This is a genomic window from Moraxella cuniculi DSM 21768, from assembly GCF_900156515.1.
Taxonomy (GTDB): Bacteria; Pseudomonadota; Gammaproteobacteria; order Pseudomonadales; family Moraxellaceae; genus Moraxella; species Moraxella cuniculi.
Map to the genome: position 1 here is coordinate 37,675 of NZ_FTNU01000005.1, position 19,672 is coordinate 57,346.

At 44.6% G+C, this 19,672-nt stretch carries 19 protein-coding genes and 1 pseudogene; 7 read left to right on the forward strand and 13 right to left on the reverse strand.

The features are described 5' to 3' along the window. Positions 1–142: 142 nt before the first annotated feature. Together BW928_RS04360 and BW928_RS04365 are read left to right on the forward strand one after the other, a co-directional pair. Complete coding sequence (locus BW928_RS04360; RefSeq protein WP_076555022.1) at positions 143–466, forward strand: SH3 domain-containing protein; 324 nt, start codon at positions 143–145, stop codon at positions 464–466. Positions 467–565: 99 nt separating this feature from the next. Continuing rightward, a complete protein-coding gene (locus BW928_RS04365; RefSeq protein ID WP_076555023.1) occupies positions 566–1,444 on the forward strand; it encodes a hypothetical protein in 879 nt (292 codons plus the stop codon). Between the two features lie 35 nt (positions 1,445–1,479). On the opposite strand, the gene BW928_RS04370 is transcribed toward BW928_RS04365, so the two are convergent. From BW928_RS04370 to pheA, 9 genes and pseudogenes are all read right to left on the reverse strand, one after another. After that, positions 1,480–1,917 (reverse strand): 2-amino-4-hydroxy-6-hydroxymethyldihydropteridine diphosphokinase, encoded by a 438-nt coding sequence (locus BW928_RS04370; protein ID WP_078310030.1) that lies wholly within the window; start codon positions 1,915–1,917, stop codon positions 1,480–1,482. Continuing rightward, positions 1,914–2,285, reverse strand: coding sequence for a dihydroneopterin aldolase (gene folB, locus BW928_RS04375; protein WP_076555024.1), 372 nt, complete (start codon positions 2,283–2,285; stop codon positions 1,914–1,916). Before folB ends, BW928_RS04370 begins: the two co-directional genes overlap by 4 nt. A gap of 3 nt (positions 2,286–2,288) precedes the next feature. Beyond that, the gene (gene rarD / locus BW928_RS04380; protein ID WP_076555025.1) at positions 2,289–3,176 is read right to left on the reverse strand and encodes an EamA family transporter RarD; all 888 of its coding nucleotides are present in this window, start codon (positions 3,174–3,176) and stop codon (positions 2,289–2,291) included. Beyond that, positions 3,176–4,477, reverse strand: a pseudogene (gene aroA, locus BW928_RS04385) (3-phosphoshikimate 1-carboxyvinyltransferase); the annotation flags it as partial. The pseudogene aroA and the gene rarD, both read right to left, overlap by 1 nt. A gap of 99 nt (positions 4,478–4,576) precedes the next feature. Then, the gene (locus tag BW928_RS04390) at positions 4,577–5,803 is read right to left on the reverse strand and encodes a PDDEXK-like family protein (RefSeq protein ID WP_076555027.1); all 1,227 of its coding nucleotides are present in this window, start codon (positions 5,801–5,803) and stop codon (positions 4,577–4,579) included. A gap of 77 nt (positions 5,804–5,880) precedes the next feature. Continuing rightward, positions 5,881–6,819, reverse strand: coding sequence for a prephenate dehydrogenase/arogenate dehydrogenase family protein (locus BW928_RS04395; protein ID WP_076555028.1), 939 nt, complete (start codon positions 6,817–6,819; stop codon positions 5,881–5,883). Next, positions 6,819–7,688, reverse strand: a complete 870-nt coding sequence (locus tag BW928_RS04400; RefSeq protein ID WP_076555029.1) for a YwqG family protein — start codon at positions 7,686–7,688, stop codon at positions 6,819–6,821. The genes BW928_RS04395 and BW928_RS04400 overlap by 1 nt, the downstream gene beginning before the upstream one ends. An 89-nt stretch (positions 7,689–7,777) precedes the next feature. Continuing rightward, positions 7,778–8,323: a DUF924 family protein gene (locus BW928_RS04405; RefSeq protein ID WP_076555087.1), complete on the reverse strand. Its 546-nt coding sequence runs from the start codon at positions 8,321–8,323 to the stop codon at positions 7,778–7,780. A 2-nt stretch (positions 8,324–8,325) separates the two neighbouring features. Continuing rightward, positions 8,326–9,438: a prephenate dehydratase gene (pheA, locus tag BW928_RS04410; protein WP_076555030.1), complete on the reverse strand. Its 1,113-nt coding sequence runs from the start codon at positions 9,436–9,438 to the stop codon at positions 8,326–8,328. Between the two features lie 284 nt (positions 9,439–9,722). Here pheA and BW928_RS04415 point away from each other — a divergent pair, with 284 nt between their 5' ends. The 5 genes from BW928_RS04415 to BW928_RS04435 all read left to right on the forward strand — a co-directional run bounded on the left by BW928_RS04415 (position 9,723) and on the right by BW928_RS04435 (position 12,962). Continuing rightward, positions 9,723–10,634, forward strand: a complete 912-nt coding sequence (locus BW928_RS04415) for a transaldolase family protein (RefSeq protein ID WP_076555031.1) — start codon at positions 9,723–9,725, stop codon at positions 10,632–10,634. Positions 10,635–10,750: 116 nt separating this feature from the next. Then, positions 10,751–11,128, forward strand: coding sequence for a hypothetical protein (locus BW928_RS04420; protein ID WP_076555032.1), 378 nt, complete (start codon positions 10,751–10,753; stop codon positions 11,126–11,128). A gap of 278 nt (positions 11,129–11,406) precedes the next feature. Further along, a complete protein-coding gene (locus BW928_RS04425; protein WP_076555033.1) occupies positions 11,407–11,682 on the forward strand; it encodes a hypothetical protein in 276 nt (91 codons plus the stop codon). Between the two features lie 123 nt (positions 11,683–11,805). Then, the gene (locus tag BW928_RS04430; RefSeq protein ID WP_076555034.1) at positions 11,806–11,970 is read left to right on the forward strand and encodes a rubredoxin; all 165 of its coding nucleotides are present in this window, start codon (positions 11,806–11,808) and stop codon (positions 11,968–11,970) included. A gap of 2 nt (positions 11,971–11,972) precedes the next feature. Beyond that, positions 11,973–12,962 carry an alpha/beta fold hydrolase gene (locus BW928_RS04435; RefSeq protein ID WP_076555035.1) on the forward strand — a complete coding sequence of 330 codons (990 nt, stop codon included), beginning with the start codon at positions 11,973–11,975 and terminating at the stop codon, positions 12,960–12,962. Between the two features lie 85 nt (positions 12,963–13,047). Here the strand turns inward: BW928_RS04435 and BW928_RS04440 are convergent, their stop codons facing one another. The 4 genes from BW928_RS04440 to ptsP form a co-directional block, all read right to left on the reverse strand. Further along, complete coding sequence (locus BW928_RS04440) at positions 13,048–13,917, reverse strand: LysM peptidoglycan-binding domain-containing M23 family metallopeptidase (RefSeq protein ID WP_227516545.1); 870 nt, start codon at positions 13,915–13,917, stop codon at positions 13,048–13,050. Positions 13,918–14,086: 169 nt separating this feature from the next. After that, entirely contained in the window at positions 14,087–15,766 is a 1,680-nt protein-coding gene (locus BW928_RS04445; protein WP_076555036.1) for a fructose-specific PTS transporter subunit EIIC, read from the reverse strand. Positions 15,767–15,805: 39 nt separating this feature from the next. Beyond that, the gene (locus BW928_RS04450) at positions 15,806–16,747 is read right to left on the reverse strand and encodes a 1-phosphofructokinase family hexose kinase (protein WP_076555037.1); all 942 of its coding nucleotides are present in this window, start codon (positions 16,745–16,747) and stop codon (positions 15,806–15,808) included. Then, positions 16,744–19,569, reverse strand: a complete 2,826-nt coding sequence (gene ptsP / locus BW928_RS04455; protein WP_076555038.1) for a phosphoenolpyruvate--protein phosphotransferase — start codon at positions 19,567–19,569, stop codon at positions 16,744–16,746. The genes BW928_RS04450 and ptsP overlap by 4 nt, the downstream gene beginning before the upstream one ends. Between the last annotated feature and the right edge of the window lie 103 nt (positions 19,570–19,672).

Here is a 19,672-nt window from a genome sequence, read left to right on the forward strand (position 1 = left end):
TACCCTATTTTGGCTGATATTTAAATTTTTTCGGCGGCGGACAAAAGCATTGACAGGGGGGGTTCTGGGATACAATGCAAAAAATCCACACTGTCATTAGCCAGTAAGCGTATGGCAGCTATCTTGTAATTAAGGATAAGTTATGAATATCAAGCTAATTGCATTTGCCCTGATTGGCACTTTGGGGGCATTGACCGCCAACGCCAACCAATACACCCTTCAAAGTGGTTCGGCATACATTCAGACCAAAACCGATGGCTATGTCTATATGCGTAACGCACCACACCCAAACGCCACTCGCATACAACGCCTAAATGACTACACCGATGTGCAAGTGCTAAGCTGCGAAGGTCGCACCGTACGCCGCACCGATGTCGCCGCTCATGGACAAAAAGGCAAATGGTGCCGCGTCTCCGCGAACGGTCGCACAGGCTATGTGTTCAGCCCTTATCTTCGTTATTACTGATTGCTAGAGAATTTGGCGATTTATCAGTAATCACCTACCCAACATAAGACCTTAAGCCTTCAACGGTCTTAAGGTCTTTTTTGTATCTTGGTACTATTTATGAATAAATTATTTATTATTTTTTTAGTTAAAATTGCCATTATTGCCTTAATTGTGCAACAAGCCCAAAGTACTGGCAAGGCAAATCCAGCCATCAGCCCAAAAAATAACGCCCATGATCTTGACCTAAATCGCAGTGAAAATCAGCAATTTATACTTGAGCATAATATTTTGCTCAAGCAACAAACTTATGCCATCGGTCAAGAAAAATACGCCATCAATATTTATCAAAAATCACCCATTGGCACGACTCGCTATTTGGTGCTGCACGACAATGAGAATGCTGCTTTTGACAGTGGCTTGCGTGCCATTAAAGATGGTGGATTGCTGGTTGTGCTAGAAAATAAAGAAAGCCGCTATTTGTATGATTTTGGCAAAAATACACAAACCAACACGGACCCAAACCGTATTTTTGACGATAAAAATAAATATTTTGCCCTTGGTCAAGCCATCTTGTCATCGTTGCAATTGCAACAAGACAGCTTGGTTGTTGCTCTGCATAACAACAGCCCAAATTCTACCTTTAAAATGTCAAACATTCACAAATTTGGCAATACACAAATTGTCTGCCAAAAGGATCATAATGAAAAAAATCTGTACTGGCTACCTTATAAAAACAGCACCGATGCAGGCTTAAACCTTGCCAAAAAACTGTGCAATGCTGGCAGCTATAATGTCGTCAGCGAACAAGTCTCAACCATTGCCAAAGGCGATGGGTCGTTGTCAATCTATGCCGCCAATCGTGGCATTGATTATGTTAATATTGAAATAAAAGCAGCCATCGCAGGCGATAAAAACAACGAAAATACCGCGATGCTTGCTCAACAAAATTACATCACCACCCTAGCCAAACTATCGCAAGCCAAGCCAAACAGGTGATTTGACCCTACGCCATAACAGACCCAACTGGCGAGCTACAATAAAAAGCTCGCCAGCTGCTGTATGCCAATCCGCTCATGTGCCTTAAATGGCAAGCGTTTGGGATTGACCTGCCAGTTATTTTTAATGCACACTGCCAAAATATCAATATCTAATGCCACTTGATAATCAAATTCGGCAGTTTTTTTATGCTCATCGCGACCGCAGAGTTTCTCAATCTGCTTTAGCTGCTGCTGCAAGCTATCATGGGCGATATCCTGATAAAGCTGCAGATGCACGCACACATTGTGATAAATCAAGCTGCTGCGTGCCTCAATATCCGCCCCTTGTATCACTTGAGAGAGCCTTAATGAGCCCAATCGCCCAAGTTTATCCAAAGCCACATCAAAGCCCTGCTCGGCACGATAATTACTGCCCAAGCATAGCACTGCCTCCTGCACCTTCATCGCTTGCCTGCCACCATCAGTCATCATGTTGCTGATAAATTGGCTTGGCGGCGGACAATTTTCACGCCAACGCTTACTGCCTGCGTGATGGCATTGGGCTTGTGAATGGTTAGGCTGATTTGTCCACAAGGATAATGGCGTAAAATATGTTCAGCAATTCTCTCTGCCAAAGTTTCCAGCAACTCCGCCTGTATCTCATGGCACAATCGCTCGATATCCTCGCACACTGTCTTATAATTAATCACATGAGCCACATCGTCAGATGCCGCTGCCAAGCTCATATCACACAGCATTTCTGCATCAATAATCAGCTGCTGCTTGATTGCTCGCTCCCATGGATACACGCCAATCAGCGTATTGATTTGCAAACCTTGAATAAAAACCACATCGTCCATTATTTAACCTTTTTTATTTTTTAATAAATCAAAACTAAATAAAATCAACCCAAGCCAAATCAAGGAAAAGACCACCATATTTTGCCAAGCAAAGGGTTCATGATAATAAAACACCGCCAATAAAAAGACAATGCTTGGTGTTAGATAATTAAGAAATGATAAAGTATTAAATTGCAATAATTTGGCAGAAATATTATAAAGCAGTAGCGGAATAAGCGTAATTGGCCCTGCCAACATAAGCAGCCAAATCTCCGAAGACAGCCAAAATGACAGCTGGCTACTCACAACCTCTGCTTGACTTAGCCACAGCAATGACAATGGCAGCAAAAGCAGCGTTTCCAAGAATAAGCCATCCAGTGCATCAAATGGCGTGTATCGCTGAATCACCCCATAAAAACCAAAAGACAGTGGCAACAACAAGCTCACCCATGGCAAACCACCCAGCCATACAACCTGCGTTATAACAGCAATCATTGCCAAGCCGACAGCAATTTTTTGCAGAATTCTTAATCTTTCCTTAAAAATTATCATGGAAAGTGCCACACCAATCAGCGGCTGGATAAAATAACCCAAACTTGCCGACAGCACCTGATTGTTTGTTACTGCCCACACATAGACCAGCCAGTTGGTTGCAATCAATAACGCTGCCAAAAAAGTCAGCAGCAACCATTTGGGATTTTTGGCAATTTGCAATAATCCTGCCCAGCGGCGTGCAAGCAACACCACCACAAAAAGCAGCACAAAGGTCCAAATAATACGATGGGCAATGATTTCCACCGCATTATATTCAACCAGCATCTTAAAATATAGCGGAAAATTCCCCCAAATCAAAAATGCCACCAAAGCGGTGGTCAGCCCCTTTGGTGTATTTGATTGTTTAGAAATTGACATTATGCAATCACTTCCAGCCCAAGCCCTGCTTCTTTTACCAAGTTGGCAAAACTAGGAAAACTTGTTGCCACCGTCTCTGTGCCGTTTATCACAATTTCATCAGACGCACGCAGGCTTGCCACCGCAAAACTCATTGCGATTCTATGATCATGATGCGATTCGATCGCCCCACCACCAAACACAAATTCACCCTCACCCTTGCCGACAATCTCAATACCATCATCGAGTACCGCGCAGTCAATGCCCAAAGTTGTCAGTCCATCTGCCATTACCTGTATGCGGTCGGATTCTTTGACACGCAGCTCTTCTGCCCCACGCAAAATCGTCTTGCCAGTTGCACAGGCAGCCGCCACAAACAGCACAGGAAACTCATCAATGGCAAGCGGTACAAGATGCAAGGGGATTTCGATGCCGTGTAATTTGCTTGACTTGACGCAAATATCTGCCACAGGCTCACCGCCGACAAGTGTTTGATTTTTAAGCGTAATATCCGCCCCCATCAGGCGTAAAATATCAATCACCCCTGTGCGAGTGGGATTGATGCCAACCTTTGGCAATATCACATCGCCACGCCCTGCAATCGCTGCCGCCACCATAAAAAACGCCGAGCTTGAAATATCCGCAGGCACTTCGATGTCACACGCCGTCAGTGTACCGCCCCCTGTTAGGCGGATTTCGTTGCCGCTTGCCAGTGGGCTAACTTTGACATCATAACCAAAGGCGGTAAGCATTCGCTCGGTATGATCTCTTGTGATTTCAGGCTCGGCAACCACCGTCTCGCCATTCGCCCAAAGACCAGCTAAGAGCAGACATGATTTGACTTGGGCGGATGCCATGGGCATTTCATAATGGATGGCGTTTAGGGTTTGACCACCCATAATCGTAACAGGCGGTGTGCTTTTTTCACCTGTTGTGGTAACTTTCGCCCCCATTTGGCGTAAAGGCCCTGCAACTCGCTCCATGGGGCGTTTGGATAGGCTTGCATCACCGACCATCGTGCTGTCAAAATCTTGAGCCGCCAAAATCCCTGATAGCAGTCTCATGCTCGTGCCAGAATTACCCATATCAAGCGGTTTGGTTGGGGCTTTTAGCCCATTCATTCCCACGCCGTGTATCGTTACTTTATCACCATCTCGCTCTATCTGCACGCCCATATCACGAAAGGCTTGCAGGGTGGACAGTGCGTCTTCGCCTTCTAGAAAATTGGTAACACGGGTTACGCCATTGGCAAGCGAACCAAACATAATTGAGCGGTGCGAAATAGATTTATCAGGAGCGACTTTGTGCGTGCCTGTAAATGTGGTACTTGGAGTGAGTTTGTATTTCATAGGGTTTTCCTAATTTGGGTAAATGGTTTATAAAATTGATTACTAAGGTGTGTATTACGCACCAATGTTAAGTCAAGGCTCAATCTTAATATTATTCTTTACAATATTATCATACAATAATTCAACTTCTTTCATAATTAAATCCGCTAAACTGCCATCGTTAATTTTTGCCCAAATATCAGCATCGTATTGCCAATAACGCAAATTTTCTATGTAATACCAACCAAGCCAATTTGGTTGGTCTGACTTCATATTAGGCAAAGAATCAATGATTTCTTTTGAAACTTTAATAAAAATCAAATCATCCATCTTAATATCTTCATCAAGCGGTTTATATCCAATATAAAAATCATTAAAATTAGATTTGTCAAATCCAATAAAAACACATATATTATAACTTTTAAATTCTACCCCACTAATCCCCTTACTATTATCAAGAGAAATGGGCTTATTTTGATGCAATTGGTAATTGGGATTTTGATTGATTTTTTCGTTTAATTGTTTGTTTAATTTTTCAATCAAATTTCTTTGCAATATTGGAACTTGACTAGCAATTTTAATTGCTGAAACGATACTTTCATCGCTTTCTAGCATTGCATTAATAATGGCATTTTGCTCACTCATATCGCTCAGTCCCATAAATTGCTTTTGAATAAATTTAATAAATTGGTTAATAAATTCTAAAACACTGGCATTTTGACAATCTGCTTTACAAGCATCCAGCCAATCAACCAAATCATTATAGCCAATATGGCTAAATTCATTGTTAATTTGCCACTGCTCCAAATCTTCTGATTTTACACTACAATCACTTGGTAAATTTTGGGACAAATAAACCAAATGTTTATGAGAATGCTTTCTTTTTTCTAATTCTTGATAATAATCATTTAACTGGTCTTTTTGGTCTCTGGCATAAGGTTTATTTTCAATACAAATACCATATTTACCGCCATCGGTTAAATAAATATCCACTTTCCGATTGGATTTATTGGCGTATGCAATTTCTTCTCTTTCAATACCAATATTAGCCAAATTATCCAAAAATCCACTCCATTCTTGGCATTGTAAATTTGGTAAACATATTTTGATAAAATTTTTCAAAAATAAATCATCTTGTTGATGAGAGCCTTTTGGATTTAATAAGTCCGCCAAAATATAATTTAAATTGGTTTCATTAGTGGCAATATAGTCAAAAATACTAAAATTTGGGGCAAGTTGTTTGCCATACAGTCTTTTTGAAGTATTAATAAGCCGTATTTCGGTGCTGACATTTTTTATTAAATTTTTAATTTCTTGCATTATTTGACCTTATAAATTTAATAATAAAACACAATGACTTTCAATAACGATGCGTAATACACACCTTATGCATCAGCTTACAAATTCTTTAACTTCTCTTTTTCCACCAATAACCGCCCAAAATATTCCCGAGCATTTTTGGCAATTTCAAAAGTCTCTAACAGCTTCTCGCTATTGTCATTTTCAATATCAGCTTTTAATTGATTTAAGATAGCCTGATAATCTTCCAACCCCTGCAATACCGCCTGTTTATTTGCCAAAAAAATATCATGCCACATAATCGGACTGCTTGCCGAAATGCGACTAAAATCCCGAAAACCACCCCCTGCATATTTAAAAATATTCAAATTCTCCTCATCTGTGGCAAGCTGATAGGTCAAGGCATAGGACAATAAATGTGGCAGATGACTGGTCAGTGCCAAAATTTCATCGTGTTTGTCAGACGGCATAAAATCCACACTCGCCCCAAGCGATTGCCAAAGTGTGGCAATTTTATCCACCGCCTGTTTGTCATTAAAATCGTGCGGACAAATGATAAGTTTGTGCGATTTAAACAACGCCCCATTTCTTGCCATAAAGCCTGATTTTTCCGCCCCTGCAATTGGGTGAGCAAGCACCAAATTGGGTGGCAATTCGCCAAAAATAGCAAAAGCGTCTTGTAAAATATTGCCTTTGGTGCTGGCGGTATCGCTGATGATGACATCGCTTGGTAGTAGCTGATTGTCAATGGCGGTTTTGATTTTTTCCAAAATGGCTTTTACGGCAAACGCAGGCACAGCGATAATGACACAGTCGCAGTCTGTCAATACGCCTGTATTTGCCAAGTTCAACAATTCATCATCACCAGCTTGGATTAACTTATCAGCCATCGCATGATGAATCACCGATTTATCAAAATCTACCGCATACAGCCTACCCGCAAGGCGATTGTCAATCATGCCTTGTAAAACACTGCCGCCAATTAAGCCTAAGCCGATGACTAAGGCTTTGTGAAATATTTGCCCTGTTTGTTGCATTAATAACAATCCCAGTTATAAATCAGCTTTGAGAAGTTTTGCTCTTTTAAATCCTTAGGGTGAATAAAGAAATTCGCCACGCCGCTATCGCCCCATATAATGTCATTTTCATCATCGGTATCAATTTGCAATAACAAAATATGCTCTTGCAAAGAGCCTTCGTACTCTCGTGGGTCAGTTTGGGTAAAAATAGGATAGCCCAAAATCTGATGCCCGCCACTATTGACAAGCTCATCATAACTCGTCAGCACTTCATCAGCATCGTCTATTTTTAACTCTTCTTCCAAATAATCCCAAACATCAACCCCTGCCAATTCGTCAATTTTTTGGGAAATGTGATTATATTCATGACAAGTCGTGGTGCAAGATTGCGAAGTTAAAGCAAAATCCATGGCGTACTGATGACGAAAATCAAAAGGCAACTTATCAATGCCAAAGCCTTGTAACTGCTCGGTAATTTGTGTTAATTCATCGGCATTTATTGGCAGGCTATCATCTTGCCAAAACCGCACTTGATAAGTCTTGGACGGCAGTTGATTATCAAAATCCGCCCCATACAGATAATTATCATCTTGACCATCAATATAAATTTGCAAAATGCCTTGTTTTGGCAATGGATATGACAATTGGCTCATCTCCACCACCGCACCAAGCTGCCGAAAATTGAGCTGAGCCAATAATACAAGGGGCGTGCCGTCTGCCTTGGTAGGATAGGTTTCGCCAATTGGCAAATAACCCATGCCGCCAACTTGGCTTGATGTTGTTGGCAAAAAATCATTGTCTTGCTTTGATAGATTAATTTTAACGCAGTTTAGCTTTGAGATTGTCAATAGGGTCTGTAGGGGTTTTGGTAAATCAGATGCACTCATTATTCTTTGTCCTTTGTGTGGTTTTTCTTGCATTTATCGCATTAAAATAACCAAATGCGATTTACAATTTATCCAAATTGTTTGTTTTATTAAAAGGAGGAATTTGGTTTGCTTAAAAATTCCAACTCCCTCGGCGAAGATACTCGCCCCAAGATTGCATTGCGGTGCGGATAACGCCCAAATGTATCAATAATCGCTTTGTGCTTTAATTCAAAATCCAAAGTATTGCTGTCGCTGAATTTTTCAAACAATGGTACGGCTTTTTCGTGGACGATTTTTGATTCAGAGTGCATAAATGGCAATAATGCAAAATTTCGCTCAGCCACTGTCAATGCAGCAAAATCAGGCTGTTTTATTAATTCTTGAGCCAAAGCCAATGCCATGCCGTCTGCTGCAAAAGCATTGGGCGTATTTCTATAAATATTGCGAGAAAATTGGTCAAGGACGATGATTTCTGCCAATCGCCCTTGTGCTGTCGTCCGCCAAGTGTCGCATTCGCCCAAACTTGCACTTTGCAAAATGGCAAGAAACTTATCTGTCAGCAGTTTGTCAAATTCATCACTTTTGGCAAACCAAAAAGACCTTGCAGTCGCACCAAACCAAAAATCCAAAACCGCTTGTGCGTCAGTGGCGATCACTAAATCACCGCCTTTGGATACGAGCCCAATATCCGCACATCTTTGGCTATTTTGCTGATATCATCAATGGCGTTTTTGACATTGTCATCATTGATATGCCCAATCATATCAATAAAAAACACATAAGCCCACTTATTCGGACGCTCTGGGCGAGTCTCGATACTGGTCATGGAGACATTGTGGCGTTTTAGCGGCTCTAGGATTTCGATCAATGCCCCTGCACGGTCAGGGCTGGATACCACGATGGAAGTTTTGTCCTGACCACTTGGGGCGATGGTTTCGTGTCCGATGATAAGAAAACGGGTGGTATTGTTCGGATTGTCTTCAATATTTTCGTATAATTTATGCAAGCCATATTCCGCCACCGCCACATCGCCTGCGATGGCCGCAGAGTGCCACTCATTTTGTAGGCGTTTGGCAGCTTCGCCATTACTTGACACCGCCACACGCTCCACATTGGGAAAATTCACATCAAGCCAATGGCGGCACTGTGCCAATGCCTGTTGATGGCTATAAATACGGCTCAAACTCTCAACCCTAGTATGTTCCGCCACCAAAAAATTATGATGAATCGGCAGCTCCACTTCGCCGATGATTTTTAGGCTAGAGCTCAAAAACGCATCCAAAGTATGATTCACCACCCCTTCAGATGAATTCTCAACAGGCACCACGCCATACATGGCAGAGCCTGCCTCCACTTCACGGAACACATCTGTGATGGTCGCCAGCGATACGGTCGTTGCCGCCTTGCCAAAATGCTTGAGTGCTGCTGCATGGGTAAAAGTCCCCACAGGGCCCAAAAAGGCGACTTTTTGCGGTGCTTCTAGCTCCAAACAAACCGACATAATCTCGCGGAACAGTCGTGCCATTTTCTCACCGCTCAATGGCCCTTCATTGCGTGCCATGACTGCTTTTAGCACCTGAGCTTCTCGTTCTGGACGATAAAAAATGGGGTGGTTTTCATGATTTTTTTTGACGATGGCGACCTTTTGGGCGACTTTGGCTCGCTCGTTGATTAGCTGCTGAATCTGTTCGTCAATGCTGTCAATCTCATCACGATAGCTTTTGATTTCATCAGTATTCACAGGCAAAGTTTGTGCAGTTTCACTCATCGCAAGATTCCTTGTTTGATTGTTTGGCGATATACCAAATAAATTAATTTTAATAAATAATTTACCAAATCTAAAATTACCCAAGCCTGACCAAAGCAAACTGGTAAACTGTTTAATGATACACGATTTTTTGGTTTTGTTGTAGTGATTTTGGCAAACTTTTCATCACAAAGGCACCCCGCTACAATTTTGGCAACAAGCCAATAATAACACTGGCAAAATCAGCAAAAATATGCTAAGTTTGCCAAATAATCCAATCAGTATTAGCTTATTAAATAAAGTTTATGAACAGTTTAGAACAACTTGCCAAATATACCACCATCGTTGCCGATACAGGGGACTTGGTCGCCATCAAACGCTGGAAACCGATTGACGCAACCACCAACCCAAGCCTTATCACCGCTGCCTTTGCCGATGGCATTGACGATGAATTGCTTGCCAAAATTCGCCATCTGGACATTCAGACCGCCATTGATACGCTCACCGTAGAGCTTGGCGTACAAATCAGCCAACAAATCTCGGGGCGAGTCTCTACCGAAGTGGACGCACGATTGTCCTTTGACACCGAAGCGACAGTGGCAAAAGCCCTACAATACATCGAGCAATACGCAAAATCAGGCATCTCATCGCAGCGTGTGCTTATCAAAATTGCCGCCACTTACCAAGGCATCAAGGCTGCCGAAATACTCGAAAAACAAGGCATTGGCTGCAATTTGACACTGCTATTTACCGACACCCAAGCCCACGCCTGTGCTGATGCTGGGGTAACGCTCATCTCTCCTTTTGTGGGACGCATCACCGATTGGCAAAAACGCCATCACAACCTTGATGCCATCGCCACCGATGATGACATGGGCGTCCAATCGGTCAAACGCATCTATCAATACTACAAAGAGCACGGCTATCAGACCCAAGTCATGGGGGCAAGTTTTAGGAATATTGACCAAATCATTGCATTGGCTGGCTGTGATCTTTTGACCATCTCGCCTGCTTTGCTTGAGGCGTTGGCGGCAAGCTCATTGCCTGTCATTCCCAGACTGCACAACCAACCTGCCAGCAAGCCCAGACTCACCCCACTTAGCCAAACCGACTTTGTCAAATCACAAGACAAGCACCCGCTCAACGAGTTGCTATTGGCAGGCATTGATGGTTTTATCACCGCACGGGATAAACTTGCCAAACAGCTAACAGACTGATAATTCATCATCGCTTTGATAAATGAAAACCGCTGATAAAATATTGGCGGTTTTTGTTGCATGGGGGGGGGTAAATGGTACAATAAAATAACATTCACCACTTAAGGAGTCTTAATATGTTAAAACCTATCATCATGGCATTGGCATTATTGACCGCCGCCAGCCCTGCTTTGGCAAATTCTCAAAAACTGCCGTTTGTTGGTACTCGTGATATTAGTGCAGATTTTGACACCATGACAGGTCATATGATTACCATCAGCAAAAATGGCAATGTAACCTTTAGAGAATATTTCAAGACTATGGACGGGGGAGGTTCGTCTGTTATCTACCGAGGAAAATATCGCCAATTTATACCAATCAACTACGGTGATCGTGCCTATTTACAAATCAAAAATAACAAAGCTTATTTTTTAGATAGAAATAAAAACTTGGTATATAATTGCAGTTTTGGTTTTGATGGTGATCAGCCTTGTATCATACCACTACGCAAGTAAGCAAAATAACCCAGCCTAAGTTACGGTGATTTTGGCTTAGGCTGGGCATCACAAAACGCACTTTTATTTGCAATAACCGTCTGATCGTGCTAGGATAGACTTGCACAATTGTGCATTTTTTTAACTTTTTTATGAGGAAATTATGAATATCTTAGCACGCCTGCTGACAGTTCCAGCACTGACAGCTGCCATCATCGCCCTTACCCCCCCCTGCACTAGCCAATAGCCAAAAACTGCCGTTTGTTGGTACTCGTGATATTAGTGCAGATTTTGGCACCATGACAGGTCATACGATTACCATCAGCAAAAATGGCAATGTAACCTTTAGAGCATATTTCAAGACTATGGATGGGGGAGGTTCGTCTGTTATCTACCGAGGAAAATATCGCCAATTGATGCCAATCAACTACGGTGATCGTGCCTATTTACAAATCAAAAATAACAAAGCTTATTTTTTAGATAGAAATAAAAACTTGGTATATAACTGTAGTTTTGGTGGCAGTGATGGCTTACTTGAAGATCAGCCTTGTATTATGCCCCTAGAAAGATGCTAAACTCAAATCAGACTTAAAAATTCACCCCTCGTTACAAATTTTACTTGCAAAAATCTGATACATCTGTAAACTAAACAACTAAATTCACAAAAACAAATTTTAGGTGTTGATTTTGGGTGTTTTATGAAAAAATATCAGTGTATCGTATGCGGTTGGATTTATGACGAGGCGGTGGGTTGCCCAGAGGAAGGCTTGCCTGCTGGCACTCGCTGGGAGGACATTCCCGATGATTGGACTTGCCCTGACTGCGGTGTCGGCAAGGCAGATTTTGAGATGATCGAAATCTAATCATGAATACGCAAGCCCCCACCCCACCAGACAGCTGGCAGCGTTTTGGCGATATCAATTGGCAAGCATCGGATTTGTCCGAGCATCTGTATCAGGCGATGATTGATATTGGCGATGGCATTCGTCTGTGTGTTGAGGCTGGGGGCAATCCTGACAATCCGCCGATGATTTTTATTACAGGTCTAGGCTCACAAATGCTGTTTTGGCCTGATACGCTGCTCAAGTTATTTATTGACGCAGGGTTTTTTGTTATTCGCTTTGACAATCGTGATACAGGGCTGTCAAGCAAAATCCAAATTGACGGCTTGCCCAGACTTAGCACGCTCAAGATGATGCTAAAGGTACAAACAGGGCTATCCAATCGCTCCGAACAGGTTGCTTATACGCTGACCGACATGGCGGAGGATGTTGCACGCTTGATAAAAACCATGGGGATTAGCGAGGTCAATCTGGTTGGTGCGTCTATGGGTGGTATGATTGCTCAGATTGTTGCCGCACGCTATCCCAAATACATCAAAAATCTCGCACTGCTGTTCTCCACCGCCAACCGAGCCTTTTTGCGACCGCCCAATCCCAAGCAGTTTATGACCTTTGTGCGGAGACCAGAGAGTCATTCGCAGCGTGATATGGTTCGCCACAGTGTGTGGTTCATGACAACCGTTGGCTCACCAGGTCATCTGGACATCAAAGGCACGCGTGCCATTGCCGAAAAACGCTATCAACGCAACTTTCACCCGCTGGGCGTATCACAGCAACTCACGGCTATTTTGGCATCGGGTTCTATTTTGCGATTTAGCAAGCAAATTCGTGCCAAGACTTTGGTCATTCATGGCGATAAAGACGGACTGCTTGCCCCCAGCCATGGTAAATTTCTAGCCAAGGTCATTCCCAATGCTCGCTTTGTACTGGTCAAAGGCATGGGGCATGATTTACCTGCTTATTATCACCCTTATTTGGCAAATTTAATCATCAATCACTGCCACGCCCAATAGCCTTCCAAAACAATCCCTGCTCTATTATTTTAATCAATAAAATTAGCCAAGCAAAATACTTGGCTAATTATTAATCGTAGCAGTGTTATTTTAAGACCGTCAAAGGATCGACATACACGCCATTTCTTGCGACACGAAACTCAAACAATGCCGTACCTGTGGCTTGGTTTTTCATGCTGGCGATACGCTGACCCATGCGGACGCTGTCGCCTGATTTGACCTGTGCGTCTTTAATGTGAATATAGCTGGATACAAAACCATTGGTGTGCTGAATGACAATACTCGCTCCGTCCATGTTGCGATCGGCTTGGATTACCGTACCTGCATTGCTTGCTGCAATCGGATCGCCATCACGACCAGAGAACCACATACCATTGCTGGTAACGGTCGAGCCTGCAACATTGGCTGTACCAAAGCGGCGTACCACAGGATTGCTCGTACCTACAGGATAACGAAACTGCATCACGCCAGAGCTGCCTGAAGCAAAAGGCGGTATCGTGGCGGTGGTTGCTGGCTGAGCCACAGGCTTGGGCGGCGTTGGTGCTGCTGTGGTTTTTTGATTGTTTGATGCTGTGGCTTTTTGGCTGCTTGTAGTTGTTGCAGGCGTGGTTTTTGAGCTTTCGCGTGAGCCTGCTGTACCTGTCCACAAAGTCAGCCACTGCCCTGTGTAGATGGTATAACTGCTGTTTAGATTGTTTATTTTGCCAATTTCTCGCCAATTTAGCCCATAACGCTGTGCGATTTTTGCAACTGTGTCGCCCTGCTTGACCTGATAACGATTTGGCACGCCACGACTATCAGTTATTACCTGCGTACTGCTGACGGTGGCGGTCTTTGATGAACTGTTGTATGTTGGTTTGCTGGCACAACCTGCCAAAACACATACCGCTGCTGCACTGACGATTACGCCAAAATGCCCAAAGTTCTGGCTTGGTTTTCCAGTTGTTATTTTCACAATCATGCTCCATTTTAAACGATTTTCATCATAATCACTGCGATTTGCCCAAGCGGACTACTGATGATAAAGTGATATTGTAACACGCCAAGCCAAAACACAAAACCCACCAAACGGCAGGTTTTGTGTTTTTTTTGTCAAAGTTTTGGTACAAAGGTAGATTATTTGCTCAATTTATCGCCTCTATCTTGGCAATGGTTTCTTTTGGCTTGATGATGGCATAACTCACCGCTGTCAATAAACTGCCCGCACCGATTGCCACAAGATACATCAGAGCGTGATTAACCGTCCCGGGAATGAGTAGAACAAACACGCCACCGTGCGGAGCAACCAGTGTAATATCAAACAAAGCAACCAACGCCCCTGTCAAAACGCCACCTGCAATGCAGCAGGGAATGACACGCATGGGGTCTTTGGCGGCAAATGGAATCGCACCTTCGGAAATAAAGCACGCCCCCAGCACCATCGCTGCCTTGCCAGCACTGCGTTCGTTTTCGCTGAATTTTTTGGCAGCAAAGAGAGTTGCAAGCCCAATGCCAATCGCTGGCACCATGCCACCTGCCATCGCTGCCGCCATCGGAAAATAACTCTCCGAAGTCAATAAACCCACCGAGAATGCATAAGCAGCCTTATTGATTGGGCCGCCCAAATCCACGCACATCATACCAGCCAAAATCATGCCCAAAATCACCGCATTGGCCGTACCCATATTTGCCAAAAAGTACTCCATCTGCGACAATACATAGGCAACAGGCGTACCGATGACATAGTACATTGCAAGCCCAACAATCAGGCTGCTAATCAAGGGGATAATCAAAATTGGCTTTAATGCCTCAAGCGTTACAGGCAAGGTGAGTTTTTTTGCCAAAAATAGCGACACATAGCCTGCCAAAAAACCTGCAACAATACCGCCCAAAAATCCCGCCCCCAGCGTGCCTGCCAATGCACCGCCAATCAAACCTGCCACCAAGCCAGGTCTATCAGCAATTGAATAAGCAATATAACCTGCCAGTAACGGCACCATTAGCCCAAAGGCCGCCTTGCCTGTTCCCATCAAGGCGGCAGCAAGTGAGCCTTCAACCTCAAATGCCTTAATACCAAAAACAAAAGACAAGGCAATTAATAAACCACCTGCCACCACCATGGGCAGCATATAAGACACGCCTGTCAAAAGGTGTTTGTACACACCGCCAGACTGCTGACTGCTGGCAGTGCTGCTGGGCGTTGCTGTAACGGTGGTATGCACACTGGCGGTCTGTATGGCAGCGTCAAATGTCGCATCGGTCTTTTTTAGGGCATGACCTGTACTGGTGCGATAGATTTTTTTGCCAGCAAATCGGTCAGCATTCACCTCAATATCTGTTGCCAAAATCACAAAATCAGCCCGAGCGATACTCTCTTCGCTTAGGATATTTTTGGCACCGACTGACCCTTGGGTTTCAACATCGATGGTATAACCAAGTCGTTCAGCACCCAGCTTTAGGGCATCTGCCGCCATGAAAGTATGTGCCACCCCTGTTGGGCAGGCGGTAATCGCCACAAAATGCAGCGGCTTGCTGGCATTACGAATACCGACAGATTGCTGCCCATCAAATAATGCCAACAAATAAGACACATCGGCAAATTCATCGCCTGTTAGTTTTTGGGTATTCACATAAATACCATCATCACCTGACGCACCCTCACCAACAAACACACGCACCGCATCCGTGCGATGGCTGTCGGTGGATTCATCAACAACGACCACGCCTTGCTGCATTAGCGATTTGGCAAGCTGCTTACTAAGCAACAGACTGCGTATCGATGTATCCACTGGAGTGATGGCAACCAAAGAAGGAAATTTTTGCATAAAGCACCAATAATTACTAAATTGTATTTTAAAAAATATCTATCTACAGTCAATGACTACCTGCGATCGCAAAGCGTCCAAGCGTGATTTATCCGCCACAGTAAACCCAACAATGCTGACCGCATGAGCCGCCAATGCCACTGCCGTTGTCAAAGTTTCTACCTTGTCATGCTCGTGCAATAGTCCATAAATCATGCCCGCCAATAAAGTATCTCCAGCTCCAACGGTACTTTTGACCATAACTTTGGGCGGTGTAGCATGGCAACTGTGCGTGCTGGTAAACCAATTCACCCCCTGCTCACCCATAGAAATCACGCTATGGCATGGGCGAGCTGGCAGGCTATCAAGCCATGCTTGTTGCTGAGACATATCATCACATGACACGGCAAATGCTTCTAGCAGTTCATCTGTATTGGGTTTGATAAGCCACAAATTATGGTTTAAGGCTATTTTTAGGGCATCGCCACTGACATCAACCGCCACTTTGTCATTGGCAGCACACAGCACTTGGAGTAATTTGTCAAAATCCGCCAAAGCAAAGCCGTGTGGTAGACTGCCTGCCACCAAAACAGCATCGCACTGCTCGGCAAGGCTTTTAGCCTCAATCAGTAACTTCTCTTTATCAGCTTCATTCACCACAAAACCTTGTCCGTTAATATCGGTTGTCAGACCTTTATCAACAAGTTTAATGTTGGTGCGTGTTTGCCCAGCCACTCGCTGCAGGCGATCGATAAGCAGTGTTTGCTGCTGGTTTGTCAGGGTAAATAACCGCTCAAACGCCGCTTGATTTTCATTGCCCAAAAAGCCACTTAACACACACCGCACACCAAGCCCACTTAGAATCTGGGCGGCATTTAGTGCCTTGCCAGCAGCATGCAACTGGGTATCGGCGGCACGATTCACCTTGCCGATTGTCAAATTATCCACCGATATTGTCATATCCAAGGCAGGATTTAACAAAATGCACAATACCTGTTTCATGACCATTCACCAACCAGCTGGCGTACCTCTTCGGCACTTTGACACGCCAAGGCTTGCTTGGCAAGTGCTTGAGCTTGCCCAAAGTCAAGACTGCGAATCTGTGCCTTCACCAGTGCAATCGCCCCACCTGACATGGACAATTCATCAACGCCCAGCCCCACCAAAATCGGCACAGCTTTGGCATCGGCAGCCAGCTCGCCACAGACCCCAACCCATTTGCCATGTGCATGTGCCGCTTGTACCGCTTGGTTGATTAAAGTCAGCACACTTGGGTGCAAGCCATCTGCTTGTTTTGATAATACAGGATGCCCACGATCAATTGCCAGTACATATTGGGTCAGGTCATTTGTCCCCATACTAAAAAAATCAACTTCTTTGGCAAACTGATGTGCCAATACCGCCGCACTTGGCACCTCAAGCATCATACCAACCTGTAGTGCCTCGTGCGGATAATCTGTCAGCACCTCATCAACCATGGCACGAGCAGCTCGCCACTGGCTGATACAGCCAATCATCGGAAACATGATTCGCAAATCACGCCCTTTGGCAGCACGAATCAGGGCAATCAATTGATTGCGTAGCAGCTCAGGTTGCTCAAGCAACAGCCGAATACCCCGCAATCCCAAGAATGGATTTTCTTCTGCTGCCATTGGCAAATATGGCAATGCTTTATCACCGCCAATATCCAGCACACGCACCACCAAGGGCTTACCTGCCAATGCATCAAACACCTGCTCATAATCAGCAATTTGTGTCTCAATATCAGGAATCTCTTGGTGCGACATGAATACCAACTCTGTGCGAAGCAAACCAACCCCTTCGGCACCATTTGCCACAGCAGCGGTGGCATCGCCAACATTACCCAAATTCGCCGCCACTTCGACACGATGACCATCGGTAGTGATGGCAGGTGCGTGTGCCTGCTCGGCAGCCAGTCGCTTTTGTTCACGGCGGTGCTGCTGGGTTTTTTGGCATTGTGCGACCATTTCATCGCTTGGATTGACAACAAACCAACCTTCGCCACCATCTAGCAACACCTGCTCGCCATTATTTAGCTGCAGCACAGCCTCGCCTGCCCCAACCACAGCAGCAATGCCCAACGCTCTGGCAATGATGGCACTGTGCGAGCTGGCCCCGCCTGTTGCTGTGATAATCCCTGCCACGCGTGCAGGGTCTAACATGGCAACATCTGATGGCAACAAATCTTCTTTAATCAGCACATAAGGGCTATCAGGCAGCGAATCCGCCTGCTTGCCAAGCAGTTTTAGCAGCACTTTCTGCCCAACATCTTTAATATCTTGGGCTCGTTCGGCAAGCAAGGCATTGCCAAGTGATGCTTGGGCTTTTGCCAATTGCTCAATAAATGCCGACCAAGCAGCTGGTGCAGACATGCCGTCATTGATTGCGGCATTTGCCCCTGTTAGCACCTCATCATCTTCTAATAATGCCAAATGTGCCGAGAAAATTTGTGCAATCTGCACACGCTTACTATCAGCAATCAAGCCTTGCAGATCCGCCTTAACCGCCATGATGGCAGTGTGCAATTTATCAATCTCTAGCCCAGCATCGGAGGCGGTCATTGGGTACTGATATTGCTGCTGTTTGGGCAGGTATGCCTCACCTATCGCCAGACCCTGCGAGGCACTGATTGCATATTGACGCACTCCATACTCAATGGATATTGGCTCGCGATTTAACTTAGGCACGGCAGCACTGGGCAAAGTGGCAGCTGGCTTATTTACCTCTTCGCCTAAGCCTTCGGATACTGCCGCCACCAAGGTTTGTAAATGATTTGCCGCATCAGAGTCAGCTTTGGCAATAAAGGTCAGTCGCTGACCATGAACCGCCCCAAGCGATAGCAGTTTTGTCAGACTTTTGACAGAGACATATTCGCCATCTTCTACCGCCACCAAAATCTCGCCTGTAACTTGTTTGGCAAGCTCAGCCAAAGCTGTTGCAGGGCGAGCGTGCAAGCCGTTCTTGTTTGGCAAAACAACACTTGCCGATGCCCAGTTGGCATAACTTTCGATATTTAATAATGCCAACATGGCAGCTTTGTCATTTTGCTCGACAGCTTGGGTAAAAGCCTCGCTCATCAGCACATCAAGCACGCCAGCCAATGCCACTTTATCAGCCGTTTGGTTGGCAACAATCAACGCCAAAGCCTGCAATTCACCGACCGCCACCGCCAAAGCAGATGTCTTGATTGCGTCATGATTTTCGATAACAACACAGCTTAACGCCTCGCTTAGCCGTGTTGGTTGATATTTTGGCAAAAATACCGAATCAATCAGACGCTGCTTTTTTAATAATGCCGCCGCCTGCAGATACAGCTCATCAACAGCTGCCGTTTGGCAATTGGTTGTTATTAACGCCTCTTGTAGGACAAATTCACGCCGCACTCCCAAAGCAGCAATGATATCCTCAGCGGTTTTGGCGGTGCGGATTGGCTGTGCAACATCGTCAGTCAGTGCTTTGGTCAGTTGTTGCAAAATTTGCAAATGCTCATCAGATTTGGCTGCAATCACCACTGCCAAATAAACCACATCGCCAGCAGCATTCCAGACCACACCATCGGCAAAATGCACCAATCGCACCCCTGTATTTTTGATGCTCTCTCGTGAGTTTGGCGTACCATGCGGAATGGCAATCCCTTGCCCCAGATAGGTTGATGACTGCGTTTCGCGGTCTTTTAGACCTTGTAGATAGTCAGCACTTGCCAAACCATCAGCCACCAAAATCTCACTGAGTACCTGCAGTGCTTCGTCTTTATTCTGTGCAGTCGCCTGCATACGGACATTGTCTATGCTTATGCTGAGCATGGCTATCCTTTTTTAAATTTATTTAACCAAATTATACAAAATGGCTGAAAAATCACTTTCAGCCATTGAAAATAAAATCATCAAATTATAGCATGATTTTGCC

Excerpts from the sequence above, each read along its gene's own strand:
- BW928_RS04360 (WP_076555022.1), top strand. The coding sequence starts at position 143 with ATGAATATCAAGCTAATTGCATTTGCCCTGATTGGCACTTTGGGGGCA.
- BW928_RS04365 (WP_076555023.1), top strand. The coding sequence starts at position 566 with ATGAATAAATTATTTATTATTTTTTTAGTTAAAATTGCCATTATTGCC.
- BW928_RS04370 (WP_078310030.1), bottom strand. The coding sequence starts at position 1,917 with ATGATGACTGATGGTGGCAGGCAAGCGATGAAGGTGCAGGAGGCAGTG.
- folB (WP_076555024.1), bottom strand. The coding sequence starts at position 2,285 with ATGGACGATGTGGTTTTTATTCAAGGTTTGCAAATCAATACGCTGATT.
- rarD (WP_076555025.1), bottom strand. The coding sequence starts at position 3,176 with ATGTCAATTTCTAAACAATCAAATACACCAAAGGGGCTGACCACCGCT.
- BW928_RS04390 (WP_076555027.1), bottom strand. The coding sequence starts at position 5,803 with ATGCAAGAAATTAAAAATTTAATAAAAAATGTCAGCACCGAAATACGG.
- BW928_RS04395 (WP_076555028.1), bottom strand. The coding sequence starts at position 6,819 with ATGCAACAAACAGGGCAAATATTTCACAAAGCCTTAGTCATCGGCTTA.
- BW928_RS04400 (WP_076555029.1), bottom strand. The coding sequence starts at position 7,688 with ATGAGTGCATCTGATTTACCAAAACCCCTACAGACCCTATTGACAATC.
- pheA (WP_076555030.1), bottom strand. The coding sequence starts at position 9,438 with ATGAGTGAAACTGCACAAACTTTGCCTGTGAATACTGATGAAATCAAA.
- BW928_RS04415 (WP_076555031.1), top strand. The coding sequence starts at position 9,723 with ATGAACAGTTTAGAACAACTTGCCAAATATACCACCATCGTTGCCGAT.
- BW928_RS04420 (WP_076555032.1), top strand. The coding sequence starts at position 10,751 with ATGTTAAAACCTATCATCATGGCATTGGCATTATTGACCGCCGCCAGC.
- BW928_RS04425 (WP_076555033.1), top strand. The coding sequence starts at position 11,407 with ATGACAGGTCATACGATTACCATCAGCAAAAATGGCAATGTAACCTTT.
- BW928_RS04430 (WP_076555034.1), top strand. The coding sequence starts at position 11,806 with ATGAAAAAATATCAGTGTATCGTATGCGGTTGGATTTATGACGAGGCG.
- BW928_RS04435 (WP_076555035.1), top strand. The coding sequence starts at position 11,973 with ATGAATACGCAAGCCCCCACCCCACCAGACAGCTGGCAGCGTTTTGGC.
- BW928_RS04445 (WP_076555036.1), bottom strand. The coding sequence starts at position 15,766 with ATGCAAAAATTTCCTTCTTTGGTTGCCATCACTCCAGTGGATACATCG.
- BW928_RS04450 (WP_076555037.1), bottom strand. The coding sequence starts at position 16,747 with ATGAAACAGGTATTGTGCATTTTGTTAAATCCTGCCTTGGATATGACA.
- ptsP (WP_076555038.1), bottom strand. The coding sequence starts at position 19,569 with ATGCTCAGCATAAGCATAGACAATGTCCGTATGCAGGCGACTGCACAG.